This window comes from Microcystis sp. M_OC_Ca_00000000_C217Col (genome assembly GCF_007095585.1).
Classification (GTDB): domain Bacteria; phylum Cyanobacteriota; class Cyanobacteriia; order Cyanobacteriales; family Microcystaceae; genus Microcystis; species Microcystis panniformis.
Map to the genome: position 1 here is coordinate 1 of NZ_SFBV01000351.1, position 14,734 is coordinate 14,734.

General features: G+C 41.5%; 14 protein-coding genes. 10 read left to right on the plus strand and 4 right to left on the minus strand.

All coding sequences use genetic code 11. From position 1 onward, the window contains the following. Positions 1-526 precede the first annotated feature (526 nt). Genes EWV66_RS22600 through EWV66_RS22610 form a run of 3 tightly spaced genes read left to right on the plus strand, consistent with a single transcriptional unit; the run spans position 527 to position 3,285 of the window. Positions 527-1,735, plus strand: coding sequence for a hypothetical protein (locus EWV66_RS22600; RefSeq protein WP_072926504.1), 1,209 nt, complete (start codon positions 527-529; stop codon positions 1,733-1,735). A gap of 33 nt (positions 1,736-1,768) precedes the next feature. Then, positions 1,769-2,761: a pentapeptide repeat-containing protein gene (locus EWV66_RS22605; protein ID WP_052277465.1), complete on the plus strand. Its 993-nt coding sequence runs from the start codon at positions 1,769-1,771 to the stop codon at positions 2,759-2,761. Between the two features lie 56 nt (positions 2,762-2,817). Then, positions 2,818-3,285, plus strand: coding sequence for a retroviral-like aspartic protease family protein (locus tag EWV66_RS22610; protein WP_043995544.1), 468 nt, complete (start codon positions 2,818-2,820; stop codon positions 3,283-3,285). Here the strand turns inward: EWV66_RS22610 and EWV66_RS22615 are convergent. Then, positions 3,280-4,941 (minus strand): M14 family metallopeptidase, encoded by a 1,662-nt coding sequence (locus EWV66_RS22615; RefSeq protein ID WP_287107240.1) that lies wholly within the window; start codon positions 4,939-4,941, stop codon positions 3,280-3,282. The genes EWV66_RS22610 and EWV66_RS22615 overlap by 6 nt on opposite strands. Positions 4,942-5,011: 70 nt before the next feature. On the opposite strand from EWV66_RS22615, the gene EWV66_RS22620 reads away from it, so the two are divergent. Further along, complete coding sequence (locus EWV66_RS22620; protein ID WP_002766333.1) at positions 5,012-5,224, plus strand: hypothetical protein; 213 nt, start codon at positions 5,012-5,014, stop codon at positions 5,222-5,224. Here the strand turns inward: EWV66_RS22620 and EWV66_RS22625 are convergent. Beyond that, on the minus strand, positions 5,221-5,967 hold the full coding sequence (locus EWV66_RS22625) for a circadian clock KaiB family protein (protein ID WP_002786357.1): 747 nt from the start codon (positions 5,965-5,967) through the stop codon (positions 5,221-5,223). The two genes, EWV66_RS22620 and EWV66_RS22625, sit on opposite strands and share 4 nt — an antisense overlap. A gap of 90 nt (positions 5,968-6,057) precedes the next feature. Continuing rightward, a complete protein-coding gene (locus EWV66_RS22630) occupies positions 6,058-7,377 on the minus strand; it encodes a type IV pilus twitching motility protein PilT (RefSeq protein ID WP_052277466.1) in 1,320 nt (439 codons plus the stop codon). Positions 7,378-7,727: 350 nt separating this feature from the next. On the opposite strand from EWV66_RS22630, the gene EWV66_RS22635 reads away from it, so the two are divergent. Genes EWV66_RS22635 through EWV66_RS22645 form a run of 3 tightly spaced genes read left to right on the plus strand, consistent with a single transcriptional unit; the run spans position 7,728 to position 8,947 of the window. Continuing rightward, positions 7,728-7,931, plus strand: coding sequence for a hypothetical protein (locus EWV66_RS22635; protein WP_260441205.1), 204 nt, complete (start codon positions 7,728-7,730; stop codon positions 7,929-7,931). 6 nt (positions 7,932-7,937) lie between these two features. Then, a complete protein-coding gene (locus tag EWV66_RS22640) occupies positions 7,938-8,783 on the plus strand; it encodes a hypothetical protein (protein WP_260441206.1) in 846 nt (281 codons plus the stop codon). Next, complete coding sequence (locus EWV66_RS22645; protein WP_249264917.1) at positions 8,780-8,947, plus strand: PIN domain-containing protein; 168 nt, start codon at positions 8,780-8,782, stop codon at positions 8,945-8,947. The genes EWV66_RS22640 and EWV66_RS22645 overlap by 4 nt, the downstream gene beginning before the upstream one ends. A gap of 136 nt (positions 8,948-9,083) precedes the next feature. On the opposite strand, the gene EWV66_RS22650 is transcribed toward EWV66_RS22645, so the two are convergent. Continuing rightward, positions 9,084-10,142 (minus strand): potassium channel family protein, encoded by a 1,059-nt coding sequence (locus EWV66_RS22650; RefSeq protein WP_052277467.1) that lies wholly within the window; start codon positions 10,140-10,142, stop codon positions 9,084-9,086. A gap of 126 nt (positions 10,143-10,268) precedes the next feature. Here EWV66_RS22650 and EWV66_RS22655 point away from each other — a divergent pair, with 126 nt between their 5' ends. The 3 genes from EWV66_RS22655 to EWV66_RS22665 all read left to right on the plus strand — a co-directional run bounded on the left by EWV66_RS22655 (position 10,269) and on the right by EWV66_RS22665 (position 14,615). Next, positions 10,269-11,552 (plus strand): aspartate aminotransferase family protein, encoded by a 1,284-nt coding sequence (locus EWV66_RS22655; RefSeq protein WP_072926493.1) that lies wholly within the window; start codon positions 10,269-10,271, stop codon positions 11,550-11,552. 228 nt (positions 11,553-11,780) lie between these two features. Next, positions 11,781-12,476: a Uma2 family endonuclease gene (locus tag EWV66_RS22660; protein WP_052277469.1), complete on the plus strand. Its 696-nt coding sequence runs from the start codon at positions 11,781-11,783 to the stop codon at positions 12,474-12,476. Between the two features lie 3 nt (positions 12,477-12,479). Beyond that, positions 12,480-14,615, plus strand: coding sequence for an O-linked N-acetylglucosamine transferase, SPINDLY family protein (locus EWV66_RS22665; RefSeq protein WP_287107282.1), 2,136 nt, complete (start codon positions 12,480-12,482; stop codon positions 14,613-14,615). Positions 14,616-14,734: the final 119 nt, after the last annotated feature.

The window sequence follows — 14,734 nt, forward strand, 5'->3', positions numbered from 1 at the left end:
TCTTCCGTGAATTCTAGGTTAATCATGTTTTTAATGAGTGCTTTGCTTCTAATTATGACTCTTAAACTATATTATTGTCCTTGAGTAAAAAATGCAAGTTGTAGCCGTGCAAAGTATAATTTTAGGGACCAGATCCAGCAAACCCAACTGAATAGCTCCACGCTTTTAGGCTAGAATATCTTCGAGCGCCAGAAGAGCCGGAATAACTTATATAGGGTCTGCTGAAAAAGTTTTTCGTGGGGGTAGGGTGTGGGGTGTAGGGTGTAGGGTGTAGGGTTTTACCGATTTTCAGGTGGTCAACTACCTAATTTTCAGGGAAAAAGCACCTGAATTTTCCCCCCGATCCCCGCAATGGCTGGCACTTTTTGAGGGGAAAAAAGTCTAAAAGTCCTATCCAACAAGGTTTTTAGATTTATTCAGCAGACCCTATATATTCTGGCAAGCTGACTTGCGAGAGGCCAATAGCATACCGCTATAGTAGAGGAGGCGTGCGAGAGCTGGCTCCTTTCTCGGATCAGAGGTTACTATGCAATTATCCATCGAAGTTTTTAATGACGTAGTTCGCTATCTCGACAGCCACGAAGAAAAATTACGGATCAAAAAATTAATCTTTTGTATCTGTAAAAAATCTTGGGAAAATGATCCTAATATTTTGAACAGTGTGGGTATGGAAGACTTGGTGAAGGAGTTAGTGGAACTTAAAACAAGTAAAGAACAATTAACTTTTTCTGTTTATAAATTAGTTAAAACCCTCAATCGTCCTAAAGTTTATCTGGGAGTAGCAACGGTTATTATCGAGCAAATCAGTCAATTATATAGTAATATTGCTGCCGCCTACGACAATCAATTATTACCAGTGGAACCGGAAGTTAACCCTAGCTTCACCAACGTTAATAATGATGTCAACAACGAGGAAGATAATTTATTAAGACAGGTGGTTAGTAGCCTAGAAAATCATCGAGAGACGGCGAGAATTCAAAAATTAATGTTTGCCGCTTGTAAAAATCGTTGGGAAAACGATCAAGCGGTGATTAATAATTATGGCTTAAAAAATATTGTTTTAGAACTTCAGCGAAACAATCCCAATTTCCTAAGCTTGCGACAAACTCTCAAGCAAGTTGCCAAAAATATTAATAAAAAAGCTCTCTACCTAGCCCTAGCCGATATTATTCTTACCCAGCTAGAGCCTCTCTACGATACTGATAACGATGACGAAGAAGAGGATAATGAGTCAAAAAGTCAAATCTTGAACACTCAAATAGTTCATCTAAAGAATGATTCTGATTCTGCAGCTAAAACCACATCTTTCTCCCCCTCTAGAAGTGAACCTGTGGATTTTTCCTCTTCGATCATCAATCTAAATGAACCACAATTAGTCATGGAATTGCCCTTTGCCGAGCCGGCTTCCTCAAATAACAACCCCAGTAATTCCCCACAAATTCCCGCCTACGACCCCTTTGAAATTCGTTTAGAAATTTTCCAGTATGCTAATCCTTTACGCGCCAAAATATTGATTTTCTCGCTCCTATTTCATCCTTGGGATCGGAGCGGTCAAGATTGGTCAACTCTGCGAAGTTATACCCTAGAAGATTTACTACAACAACTCATCGAAAGTGGGAAATCTCTCAAGGATATCGAAATTCAACTATACAATATTGCTCAAACCCAAATGGATACGGATGCTAACGTTCAAACCGCCAGTATTCTGGTGCAAACTTTACAAAAAATTCTTTAATTTTTTATCCAAATTTATCTGGACATTCTACCTATGAAACCCAACGAATTAATTGAACGTTATGCCGCAGGAGAAACTCAATTTAGTGGCTTAAAATTACCCGGAGTTAATTTAGTTGGTGCTGACTTAATTGGCATTGTTTTAAATGAAGCAGATCTGCACGGAGCCAATCTTCTCTTTACCTATCTTAACCGGGCTAATCTCGCTCAAGCTAATCTTGTGACAGCTAATTTAAGCGGTGCTAGTCTCAACCAAGCTGACTTAAATGGGGCAGATTTACGCAGTGCCAATTTACACGGAGCGATGCTACAAGGTGCTAATCTTCGTGATACCGATATAACCCTAGCGACGTTACTTGATGCTAACTTAATCGGGGCGGATTTACGGGGGGCTGATTTAAGTGGTGCTAACCTCACTGGTGCTTGTTTGCGGGGAACAAATATGCGTCAGGAAAAGAAAAATCATAACACTAATTTACAAAGTGCTAATCTCTATCGCGCCGACCTGCAAGGGGCTAATATGAAAGGGGTTGATCTGGTGCGTGCAAATCTAGTAGGAGCCAATTTAAAGGAGGCTAATTTGTGCAATGTTGACCTCAGAAAAGCGGATTTAACTAATGCTAATCTCCAAGATGCTTTACTTACTGATGCTAATTTAATCGGGGCGCATTTAGTGGGGGCAAATCTAGCGGGAGCCAATTTAGTGCGTTCAAAAATGACCGATACGGAAGCAATGCAGGCAAATTTTCATAGTGCAATTATGACTCAAATAAAATTTGATCGAGCTAATCTTAGTCAAGCTAATTTTCAAGCAGCAAGAATGAATCATGCTGACTTAAGAAGGGCTAATCTTTCAGGAGTTAATTTCAGCGAAGCTGACTTAATCGATGCTTTCTTTGCTAGAGCAAATCTCACCGGTGCCGATTTAAGTAATGCTAATCTAACTCGTGCCGAGTTAATGAGTGCTAATCTGATGGGAGTTAACTTCCGCGGTGCAATTATGCCCGATGGCCGGATTAATAATTAAAATTGTTGTTAGCAGTTATTCTGGTATAATTTAGGGGTACAATTGAGGGTAATATGATGGTTAATCCAGCAATTATTGCAGAAGATATGGGCAAAATTTACACCAGCATTACAGTGATCAATCGCGCGGATCAAATTCTAGCAGCGGCGGCTGTAATTTCTCCCGATCAAATTCGCTCTCTTACCCTAGAAAATGTCTTGGTTGATACGGGAGCAACTACTGTTTGTCTGGTGCCGGAAGTAATCTCCCGCTTGGGTTTACAGCTTTTAAAAGAAGTAGATGTGGCTACGGCTAAAGGGATAGGAAAAGCGAGAATTTTTCGCGATGCTACCTTGATTATTGCGGGACGGGAAGGGACTTTTGAATGTTTGGAATTACCTGGAGGTCAAAACAACTTATTAGGAGTAATTCCTTTAGAAGCTTTGGGATTAGAACCAGATCTTCGCAGCCAAAAACTACGAGTTTTACCCACGGAATCTAACGAGACTTATTTAACAATTTTATCGAACAAAATAGCTCTATAAAATTACTTTTTGTCTGACTGTTCCGGCTCTTTCAGCTATAGCGATAATCTCGATTTCTTGACCAGAAACACCTTTAATCACCCATTCCACCGTACAGCGATAATCTAAACCATGAGCGAGGCTACTATATACTTTATTTGATCGCCCTTCTAAGTGACCGATTTCCTGCTCTAATTTTCCCACTATTAAACTCACCTCATCGGCTAAATTTAACTTGACTTGAATGGGACGAACGATCTTTCTTTCCAGTGCCTTTTTACTGGTATAAGTGGGTAAGAATCCCTGATTTTCCAACTGTAAAACCAGATGATAAATACCATTTCCCTCCGACTTCAGATCAAGACGAGAGATAGCTAAAAGAGGTGACATTAAAGCATGGGCAATAGTAAACTGACATTGTTTCTCACATAAATCCGGCAAATACTTTTCTGGGGCATTTTGCCAGACATTTTTAAAGTCCCAACCGCCAATTTCCACCTCTCCCAATTGGGGGTGATCAAAACCTTGCCAATTGATAAAACCCTTTCCCGCTAAATTCTCATCATTCCAACGCTGTAACTTCAATTCATCTTCCAAAGGATGCCAGCGAAACCATTGAATATAATCATCTTTTTTCACTCCCGCTTGGGTGGGTGCATCCCATAACTCCACCGTAAAACCATACCAACCAAAATGATCGTAACCGTAATCATCCATGGCACCGTTAGTCACTTCTTTGGGATGATAACGAAAATCGTGATAGACAGAAACGCATTCATAACCAGTCATTGCTTTTCCCTTGTCAGCAATATATTTATACATTTCTAAGTCTTCCACGGGGAAATATTCATCGGGATGGGTGCTATAGGGACGCAACATGACTGCTGAATAGGTATGATAGGTAACGAAGCCATTAATATTGGTGTTATTTGCCCAAAATTCCGCTTCTGCACGGGTTTCTGGCTCGGAAAAGGGAAAATCTCCGGCCCCCTGTTGCTCCCCTTCAGGAACCCAATAAACGGGGTAATTGCGGTTAAAATCTAAACCTTCTAGGGTGGGGGCAGTGGTAAAATTATAGCCATCGTAATCGCGGATTAAACCTTCGGTGAGCAAAGTGTAAAAAGTTCCCTCAAATTCTTCCGGTTCGCGACGCGCCATAATGCGAGGATCTTGTTCAGAAATTTTCCAAGCGCCACAGGTATCTTTTTGGCGCATTTGTAAGATTAAACCATCGCCGTTAATATCTTCAGGATATAGCCCCGGTTTCTCATCCGTGTGGGGATAGGGGCGAATACTCGATCGTAACAGATAGGGAGTAGTGAGATATTTTTCCGCTCCATCCACGGCTAATCGCGGCAAAATATAGACAGTGTAATGGTCAAGAAGTCTGGTAATTTGGGAATTATGACCGTATTGGCGCAAAAGATGGGAGATAGTGTAGAGAGCGACGGCAGAGCCTGTTACTTCCCCCGCATGGGTGTTAGCATCGATCCAATAGGCAGGTTTTTCTAAATAATGGCCTGTGGCTTGATTTGTTAGGGTAGTTAACCAGATATCTCGATTTTCGTAGCTTTTACCGATCGAGGTGAGGCTAATTAAATTAGGATAGGATGAGGCTAGGTTTTTGAGGAAAGAAACTAATTCGGCGTAGGGGTAATAGTGGCTAAAATCAAACATAATCTTCTGCAACTAAAAAAAGGAGTCTCGGCTTAATTTGACAAAATATAGGACAATAACAGTAAAAACTATGGATAGTCAAGATATTGCTCGCTATATTGAAGAAACTAACGGTATTTCTAAGCCTTGGCTGTTGGTGCAATTACGTCTCAAAAAACTGCAAGAACGTCGCGCCAGTCTTTCCCAAGAGGAATATATTCAAGAATTGGATGATATTCAGCAAGACTTAATGAAATTGGGCGAATGGTGGCGAGGGATTGAGTCAGAAGTCTTTAACCCCTAAGCGGTGGCGATAATCTGTAATACTCGCGGTAAATCCTCAAATTCGCCGATGATGCGTTTCACCGGTTGCGGCCAAACCCGGACTAAAGTGGGAATAGCAGAGACATGATTAGATTCCGCTTGTTCTGGATGCTTAGAGATATCGATCACTTTTAGAGTATAGGGATGGTGTAATTCTCGCTCTAGAAGCTGATGGATCGATTCTAGGGTGTGTTTAGTATTGGCATTATTACCGGAGACAAATAACCGCAAAACATAACCCTTGGGACTAGGATTAGTATAGTCAGAGTCAGCAGTAATCCCTGAAGTGGTTGGGGGGCGCTCCTGATAACGGAGAATCAGATCGTGGGATTGCCAAAGTTGGGGAAACTGCTGACGATAGGTTTCTAAGATAGTGGGATTAGAGGATTGTTCCTGCCAAGGTACAGTAAACCAAGCTCGATCATCCGTGGCGAAAATAGCATTTAATAAAGGCTGATAGCGACGGACCAGGGGATAGACTTCGGCTCTAGTATGAATACGGTGACTGTAGGGATCTCGCCAGCGATCGATGGTAGCAGTAAAACTAGGAACTAAAAAATGGGGGGGTTCTGGCAACCCTAAAGCGGACTGGAGAGCAGCACAGAGATTCAGATGCCAATGAGTTTGTTTATCAGGATCGATACAGTAAATCAGGTCGCCCCCGGGGGTAAACAGGGCGATGCCTTTAAAAATATCGGGCAACACAATCGCGGAAGTGGTCACTTGAGGGGTTCCCCTAGGGAATCAATAGGAGCTTCTATTTTTCTAGACTACTCAACTCTTGACCCCTCAAGGATTTCCTTCAGGGTTTTTCTAGATTCTACCCCGCAACATCATCGCCATTTCATTGGGAACCGGGGACATTTCCAGGGCGACCTCATCGCTAATCCGTCCCTCTTGATAGAGGTTAAACAGAGATTGATTAGTGGTAATCATGCCATGGTATTCGCCATCTTTCATTAATTCGAGAATTTCGTCATTTTTGCCGCTGCAAATGTAATCTTTGACGGTTTCTGTGTTGACGAGAATATCGTGAAAAGCGGTCCGTTTACTGTCGGTGGTACGACATAAACCCTGGGAAATAATACAAACCAGGGATTCTGCGATCGCCACTTGCATCGATTCCCGTTCCTCGGCGGTATAAAGAGTTAAAATCCGCTCCAGAGTTTTAACGGCACTGTTGGTGTGCAGGGTTCCCATGACTAAGTGACCGGTTTGGGCAGCTTTCAGGGCCGTATTAACGGTGGATTTGTCCCGCATCTCCCCCACCAGAATAATATCTGGGTCTTCCCGCAAAGAGGCTTTTAGGGCATTATCGAACTCATGGGTGTGTATTCCCACTTCCCGTTGTTTGATCAAACTGCGACGACTTTGATGGACAAATTCGATCGGGTCTTCGATGGTGATAATATGTTTGGCGTGTTCTTTATTGATGTAATCGATCATGGCTGCGAGGGTGGTGGTTTTCCCTGAACCCGTCGGACCGGTGATTAAAATCAATCCCTTCTGCACATCGCACACATTCCGTAACACAGCCGGTAAGCCCAATTGTTCTATAGTGAGGATTTTCATGGGAATTAGACGCAAAACCATCCCAGGACCGCGCAGACTTTCAAAGATATTAATCCGCACCCTAGCGAATTCGTACTGAGTTGCACCGTCAAATTCTAGGTCTTTTTTAAAGCGAAGGATTTCTTCTTCCCCTAGGATTTCCCGTAACCAACTATAAAAAGTGTTGATGTCAATTTCAGGATAGTTGAGAATAATCATTTCACCACGATCCCGCATCCGGGGTTTTTCTCCAACTCCTAGGTGAACGTCCGAATAACCCCGATCAAAGGCCATCCGGAGCAAATGTTCTAAGGTGGGTTGATTGGGAGCGCGACCCGGCCGGGGTGGCGTTTGGGGAGAAGCAGCCTGACTGGGAGCGCGATTTTGGGGAGGACGTGGGGCGGAAATTTGACCATTTTGCGGCATATTCGGCACGTTTTTGGTCGGTGTCGCCACTTGTTGCGTCATTTCTTCAGTTATCCCCATGCTGATTTCCGTGATTAACTCTGAGGGAGGTATCGGCATGGAGGGAACCGGCAGCGGCTGCAGTGGTCGCGAGGAAGAATTGGGATTTTGACTCATGAGCAATAGGGGTTTTTTCTTTTACTATTCCCCGATTGTACTAACATCTCATCCCCAATTTCTCAATTCCTCACAGACGCTAGATTGAGGAGTACGGAGTCAGTAGTCTCCGAGTCAGGAGACAGGAGACAGGAGACAGGAGACAGGAGACAGGAGATTATTTTTATTTATTCTTCCCACTTCCCCACTTCCCCACTTCCCCACTTCCCCACTTCATAATTTATAATTCCCCCTCTCCTATACCTTTTAAACAGGATTTAGACCCCAAAATTGTTACAATGGACGTTTAGGGCTGATGATTTTGGCTACTCATTTCTGTTTGATCGTCAGTCTTAGGAGAGGTAAGTACGATGAATAGTCTGCAAACTTTGGTCGAACGGGAAAATTTAGGACAATTTTTGTTAGAAAATCTGCAAGATATTACAGATAAACTCAATCAGATTGTCACCGATTCTGATCGAATCATCCTGGATAATTTACTAAGTAGTCATGCAAAATTAATTACCTGCCCGATCGAGCTAAAACCCTTACGGGGCAATGATCGTCATGTGTAAATAATTTTGCCTAGGTACTTACAAGAAACTAAAATTTTAGTTGAGCAAGTTAAGGATCACTCTAAAACTTATCAAGCAAGAGCCGATATATTTGGGCGAATTAATCAACTATGGTTTCAGGTATGGGAACAATATAAGAATGAGGGTTCGGCAATAAATTTGATTGAGATTATCAATGAATTTACCGATAGAGTAACTGCCTATGCTAAATTATTTATCGGCCTTGCTCAGATCAATGAGGGAAAGACTGGTGAGGAAAAAGCCGATTTAATCAGAGTGGTGGAAGGTTTACACCTTCTCTCGGAAACGATAGATGTGTTTATTGATATGTTTGCCGATTCAGAACTAGAGCAAATTTACCAGGGAGCTAAAAATACTCTCTCAATTTCTAATCGTACTATAACCGAATATTTCCAAGATACTGACAAATCTTTAGTCACCCAATTGAGAGCTTATAGTAGTTTAATAATTTTCAGAATTCAAGAGCGATTTAATCCTAAGAATGTATCCTCAGAAACTACTTCTCATTCCCTAGCAGATAATTTCAATGATATTGATGCCTCTACACAAAATTTAACAGGTTTGGTCGATTTGGAAACTGAAAAATCTTCGTCTGAAAACTGGTTAGATAATCTTTCTGGATCAATTTCTGATCAGGAGGATTTTGAGAAAGCATTAGAATATGGGCGTGTTTTTCGTCAGAATGTATCCTCAGAAACTACTTCTCATTCCCTAACAGATGATTTAAGCGATCTTGATCCTTGGACAAGAGACTTAGTGGGGGTTGTCGATTTAGAACCAGAAGACCCAAAAGAATCGTATATTGATTATTTAGTGGAGAAGTATCGGTGAAACGAGTCTTATTCGACAGTGATGTATTGCTAGATGTTTTGGGTAAGCGTGAACCACATTTTCCAGCATCTGTACAAGCATTAAATACAGTTAAAACAGGTAAAACTCAAGGATATATTTCTGGTCATGCCGTCACTAATATTTATTATATTTTGTCTAGATAAAATGGAAGAGAAAGCTCAAGAAAGTTGGTGATAAGTCTTCTAGAGAACGTAGGTTGGGTTGAAGCATGAAACCCAACACCCGCTCATGTTACCCTACCACTAACCCATCCTACAAACTTTTTGGCGCAAACCCTAACTAATGCTTCGGTAAACGTAAACCATCCGATCGCATGGGGATTAAAATCTGAGTTAAACTGCGTAATTGTTCGGCCGTTCCCATACAAATTAACAGATCTCCGGCCATTAATTCCGTATCGCCAGTCGGTCCCCCGATTAGCGTACCATCAGCGCGACGTATAGCCAAAACTAACGCCCCCGATCGAGATCTTAAATGTGCTTGACTAAGACTTAAACCCACACAGGGACAAGTCCTCGGATCGATTAAAAATTCTTCCATATAAAACGATCGATCGGTTCCGGTTAAAATACCATCGACAAAATCCATCACCTGGGGTCGTAGGGCTGCGGCCGCTAATCTTCTACCGCCGGTAATATAGGGAGATACTACCGCATCGGCCCCGGCCCGTTGTAATTTTTGTACTGCTTCCTCGGTACTGGCCCTAGCAATGGCGCGGATTTTCGGATTAAGAGTTTTAGCAGACAACACTGTATATAAATTCTCCGCATCGGAAGTTAAAGCGGCCACAATACAAATAGCGCGTTCAATTCCTGCCATTTGTAAAGATTTATCTAAGGTGGCATCTCCTTGAACAACAATATAATTTAATTCTTTGGCCCGATTTACCTGTAGGGGGTCTGTATCAATAACTACAAAAGGAATATTTTCCGCGTAAAATTCGATCGCTACCTGTCTGCCTGTGCGACCCAAACCACAGATGATATAGTGTTCTGATAGTCGATCGATCACGCGTTTCTCCTGTCTCTGTTTGAGTCCCTCTTGAAAATAGCCTTGAATTAAAGCTTCGGTCAAGCGATTAACAATATAACCGATCGTGATTACTCCCATCACGATCAAAACCATTGTAAACAGTCGTCCCCGTTCACCTAGGGGATTAATTTCGCCAAAACCGACGGTAGCGAGGGTACTAATCGTCATATAGGCCGAATCTAGCAAACTCCAACCCTCGATCAGATGATACCAAAGCGTACCGAGCAAAAACACCACGATCAGGGCAAAAATTCCCCCGATTAATTCCTGACGCAGACGACGATATTTATCTTCACTGATAGACAAGCAAAATTCACCCCTAAGACTGTCTAGTAAATTACAATGAAATCAGTTTTTAATCTAAATAACCCGTCCTTCTCAGACGGATTTGATTATAATTTCCCCTATGTCTAATCGCGCAGGAGTTCCCCAGTGAGTCCAGAAACCCTTTTAGAACCAACCCTAGTTGATCCCACTCCCAATTTAAACCCGAATCAACCCTTCGATCGAGATAGTTTTAACAGCTATGTGATGAATACTTATGGTCGTTTTCCCATTGCGATCGCCAAAGGGTTAGGCTGTCTTCTCTGGGATACTTCCAGTAAACAATACCTTGATTTTGTTGCGGGAATTGCCACCTGTACCCTCGGTCACGCACACCCCGCTTTAATTGAAGTGGTTAGCCAGCAAATCCAAAAACTCCATCATGTCTCGAATTTATACTATATTCCCGAACAAGGGGAACTAGCTAAATGGATTGTCGATCATTCCTGCGCTGATAAAGTCTTTTTCTGTAATTCTGGTGCGGAAGCGAACGAAGCGGCGATTAAATTAGTACGAAAATATGCCCATACGGTGCTAGATTTCCTCGAACAGCCGGTTATTTTAACCGCTCACGCTAGTTTTCACGGTCGGACTTTAGCTACCATCACCGCAACCGGTCAACCGAAGTACCAAAAAGACTTTGAACCCCTGATGCCGGGGTTTGCCTATATTCCCTATAATGATATCGAAGCGGTGGAAAATGCGATCGCTGATCTCGATGAGGGTAATCGTCGGGTGGCTGCGATTATGTTGGAACCCTTGCAGGGTGAAGGGGGAGTTCGTCCGGGAGATATCGAATATTTCCAACGTTTACGGCAAATTTGCGACGAAAATAACATTTTGCTTGTCTTTGATGAAGTACAGGTGGGAGTCGGAAGAACTGGTAAACTCTGGGGTTATGAGAATTTAGGAGTGGAACCAGATATCTTCACATCTGCTAAGGGTTTAGCGGGGGGTATTCCCATCGGTGCGATGATGTGCAGAAAATTCTGTGATGTGTTTGAACCGGGTAGTCATGCGAGTACCTTTGGGGGTAATCCGTTCGCTTGTGCCTCAGCTTTAACAGTATTACAAACCATTGAACGGGATCACATTCTCGAAAATGTCCAGCAGCGAGGGGAACAATTACGCAGCCGTTTACGGGTGATTGCTTCTCAATATCCCCATCTATTTGTCGATGTGCGCGGTTGGGGTTTAATTAATGGTCTGGAAATTAATTCAGAAAGTGAGTTGGTTTCATCTACTATTGTTAATGCAGCCTTGGCCGAGGGTTTATTAATTGCTCCCGCAGGTCCGAAAGTCCTCCGTTTTGTACCTCCTTTAATTGTCTCGGAAACAGAAGTAGATGAGGCTATGGATAAGCTAGAAGCAGCTATCGCTAAAGTGGTTTAATTTCAGTTATCAGTTATCAGTTATCAGTTATCAGTTATCAGTTATCAGTTATCAGTTATCAGTTATCAGTTATCAGTTATCAGTTATCAGTTATCAGTTATCAGTTATCAGTTATCAGTTGACAGTTTCCAGTTATGAGTCAATTCTTTTTGAGCTTTATCCCCCCTAACTGTCACCTTTTCACTGGACTAGGGGAGGATAAATCTACTGTTGTTCGGGGCAAATAAAATGATCACTTCTGAACCTATTTATTCTCTCCCTAAAACCCCTCCTTTAGAAAATGGTGATCAACTAAGTCGCCAGGAATTTGAGCGTCGTTATCAGAACCTTTCTGAAATAAAAAAAGCCGAATTAATTGAAGGAATAGTTTATATGTCTTCTCCTGTACGAGTGCAGAGTCATGGAGAACCTCATTCTGATATTTTAACTTGGTTAGGGGTCTATAAAGCTGCCACAATTGGGGTAATGTCTGCGGATAATACTACAGTGCGTCTGGACGCAGATAATGAAGTACAACCAGATGCTTTACTAAGAATTAAAATTGCTGGACAATCAACTATTAGTGACGATGATTATATCGAAGGTGCGCCGGAATTAATCGTAGAAATTGCCGCTTCTACTGCTTCCTATGATCTCCACAATAAATGGCGAGTTTATCGTCGTAATCAAGTGCAAGAATATCTTGTTTGGCGAGTTTATGAACGTCAATTAGATTGGTTCCGATTAAATGCTGGAGAATATATTAAACTTGAACCCGATAGTCGAGGGATAATTTACTCGCAGGTTTTCCCCAGTCTTTGGTTAGATGTTAATGCTTTATTAGCGGGTAACTTGGGACAGGTTTTGACAGTTTTACAGCAAGGTTTAGCCAGTCAAGAACATCAAGATTTTCTGAAAATATTATCTCAAAAAACTGATAACTGATTTATGTGGCATCCTGACGCTTATCAAGCTTTAATTGCCGAAGACTATCCTCAAGTTGCGGCAATTTACGAGGAAATAATCGATAACAATTCCGAAAATATTTCTGACTATTGGTACTTGGGAGTTGCCTATCTTCTGCAAAATTTAGAAGCAGAAGCGCAGGTAATGTGGCAAAGTATTTTAAGCGAAGGCAATCCAGAACAAGTTAAGCAATGGCAAGCAGAATTAGAAGCGGTTTTAGACGCAGAAGCGCGACGACAACAAAGAAAAGGTGATCTGGCAGCTGTAGAATATTTTCGCTATCATCTACAGGAAATTATTCCCAAGTCAATTAATAATTTATTAGCTTTATTCGACTTAGCTTTAGATTTAGAAATATTCGATCCAGAAGAACTACTTAATTATCCTATTCAAGACAATCTCAGATATAATCCCGATCGAGAATTGCTTTTAAATGTAGTTCTCAAAAGTCTTTTATATCCCCACGAATTAACTTTAGATTTAGCTCAAGTAAGTTTACCCTATCTGGAGGAATTAGCCGATAGTTTTATCCCGCAAGCTTTTCAGATAGCAGCACGAGTCACCAACGAGCAACAAAGTCCCACTTTTGGAGTGGAAATTATTAAACTTTGTCTGCAATTAAGACCAAGTGATCTGAGTCTTTTGGAACAATTGGTTAACCTCTATATTTTAGCCGAAGACTTTGATAATTCTTTAATAACTGCCTATCAATTGCGAGAAATTTGTCTAATTCCAACCCTAAAGTTATACAGTAATGATCTAATTTTGTTAATACTTTTGCGCTGGGGAGTTTGGCAAGAAATTGATCATATTTATCAAGAATATCATGATTTATTACAGGAATTAACCCGTCAGAAAAATATCACTTTAGAACCGATTATTAAAACTAGCTTTCTCAATGTTTCTAGTCCCCTACCCTACCTAGGCGATCGAGCCTTAGCTAACCGAAAATTAACTAATCGCGTCGCCGAAATTTTCCTTGATAATAATAGCTTAAAAACTCCTTTAGTTACAAGCAAAAAAGCTCCGGAAAAACTAACTATTGGTTATCTTGCCAGTACCTTAAAACATCATTCTGTCGGTTGGTTAAGTCGTTGGTTAATTCACCATCATGATCGAGAAAAATTGCAAATAGCTATCTATACTATTAACCAAGAAGAAGATGAAATTACCCGTCAATGGTTCCGGGATAGCCGAGATATTATCCGTCATTTTCCCTACGCTGAAAATCCCCTAGAAGTTGCCCAACAAATTCAACAGGATCAGATAGATATTCTAGTAGATTTAGACAGTTTAACCCATAATATTACCAATCAGATCATGGCACTGAAACCCGCAGCAAAACAAGTGACTTGGTTAGGTTGGGATGCTTCTGGATTAGCAACTATTGATTATTATATCGCCGATCCCTACGTTTTACCCCAGCAAGCGGAGGAATATTATCGAGAAAAAATCTATCGTTTACCAGAGACATATTTAGCAGTGGATGGTTTTGAAATCGGTACTCCTAATCTACGTCGAGAAGATTTAGAAATTCCCCCCGATGCTACCATCTATTTTTCCGTACAAAGTGGCATGAAACGTCATCCTGATACTATTAAACTTCAGATGAAAATTCTCGCACAAGTCCCTAATAGTTATTTTCTGATTAAGGGAGTCGGTAAGACTGAAAAAATTCAAGAATTATTTACTGAAATAGCGATTCTGGAGGGAGTTAATCCCCAAAGATTGCGGTTTTTACCGAGAGATATAGATGAATATACCCATCGCGCTAATTTACAGATTGCTGATGTGGTGTTAGATACCTATCCCTACAATGGTGCTACCACCACCTTAGAAGTTTTATGGCAAGGAATCCCTTTAGTTACATTAGTAGGAGAACAATTTTCCGCCCGCAATAGTTATACTTTTATGATTAATGCCGGTATTGAAGCCGGAATTGGCTGGAATGAGGCAGAATATATCGACTGGGGAGTAAAATTAGGACTCGAGCGCTCCCTTCGTCAAGACATCAGCCATCAACTGTTAGGAAATCGTGACACAGCCCCCCTCTGGCAAGGGAAAAAATTCGCTGAAAATATGGAAAATGCCTATTTAAAAATCTGGGAGGGAAGTTGATATTGACATCCTCGCCGCCCTAAAAGTGCGGCGATTCCTAAACCTCACGATTTAAGTTTCTGCTTCCACCACCGTCGCATACCACAGTTAAAAAACCATGTACTGTCTTACACAGAGTC

Coding starts and splice junctions, on each gene's coding strand:
- EWV66_RS22630 (WP_052277466.1), bottom strand. CDS start 7,377: ATGAGTCAAAATCCCAATTCTTCCTCGCGACCACTGCAGCCGCTGCCG.
- EWV66_RS22620 (WP_002766333.1), top strand. CDS start 5,012: ATGGATAGTCAAGATATTGCTCGCTATATTGAAGAAACTAACGGTATT.
- EWV66_RS22660 (WP_052277469.1), top strand. CDS start 11,781: ATGATCACTTCTGAACCTATTTATTCTCTCCCTAAAACCCCTCCTTTA.
- EWV66_RS22605 (WP_052277465.1), top strand. CDS start 1,769: ATGAAACCCAACGAATTAATTGAACGTTATGCCGCAGGAGAAACTCAA.
- EWV66_RS22610 (WP_043995544.1), top strand. CDS start 2,818: ATGGTTAATCCAGCAATTATTGCAGAAGATATGGGCAAAATTTACACC.
- EWV66_RS22615 (WP_287107240.1), bottom strand. CDS start 4,941: ATGTTTGATTTTAGCCACTATTACCCCTACGCCGAATTAGTTTCTTTC.
- EWV66_RS22665 (WP_287107282.1), top strand. CDS start 12,480: ATGTGGCATCCTGACGCTTATCAAGCTTTAATTGCCGAAGACTATCCT.
- EWV66_RS22600 (WP_072926504.1), top strand. CDS start 527: ATGCAATTATCCATCGAAGTTTTTAATGACGTAGTTCGCTATCTCGAC.
- EWV66_RS22635 (WP_260441205.1), top strand. CDS start 7,728: ATGAATAGTCTGCAAACTTTGGTCGAACGGGAAAATTTAGGACAATTT.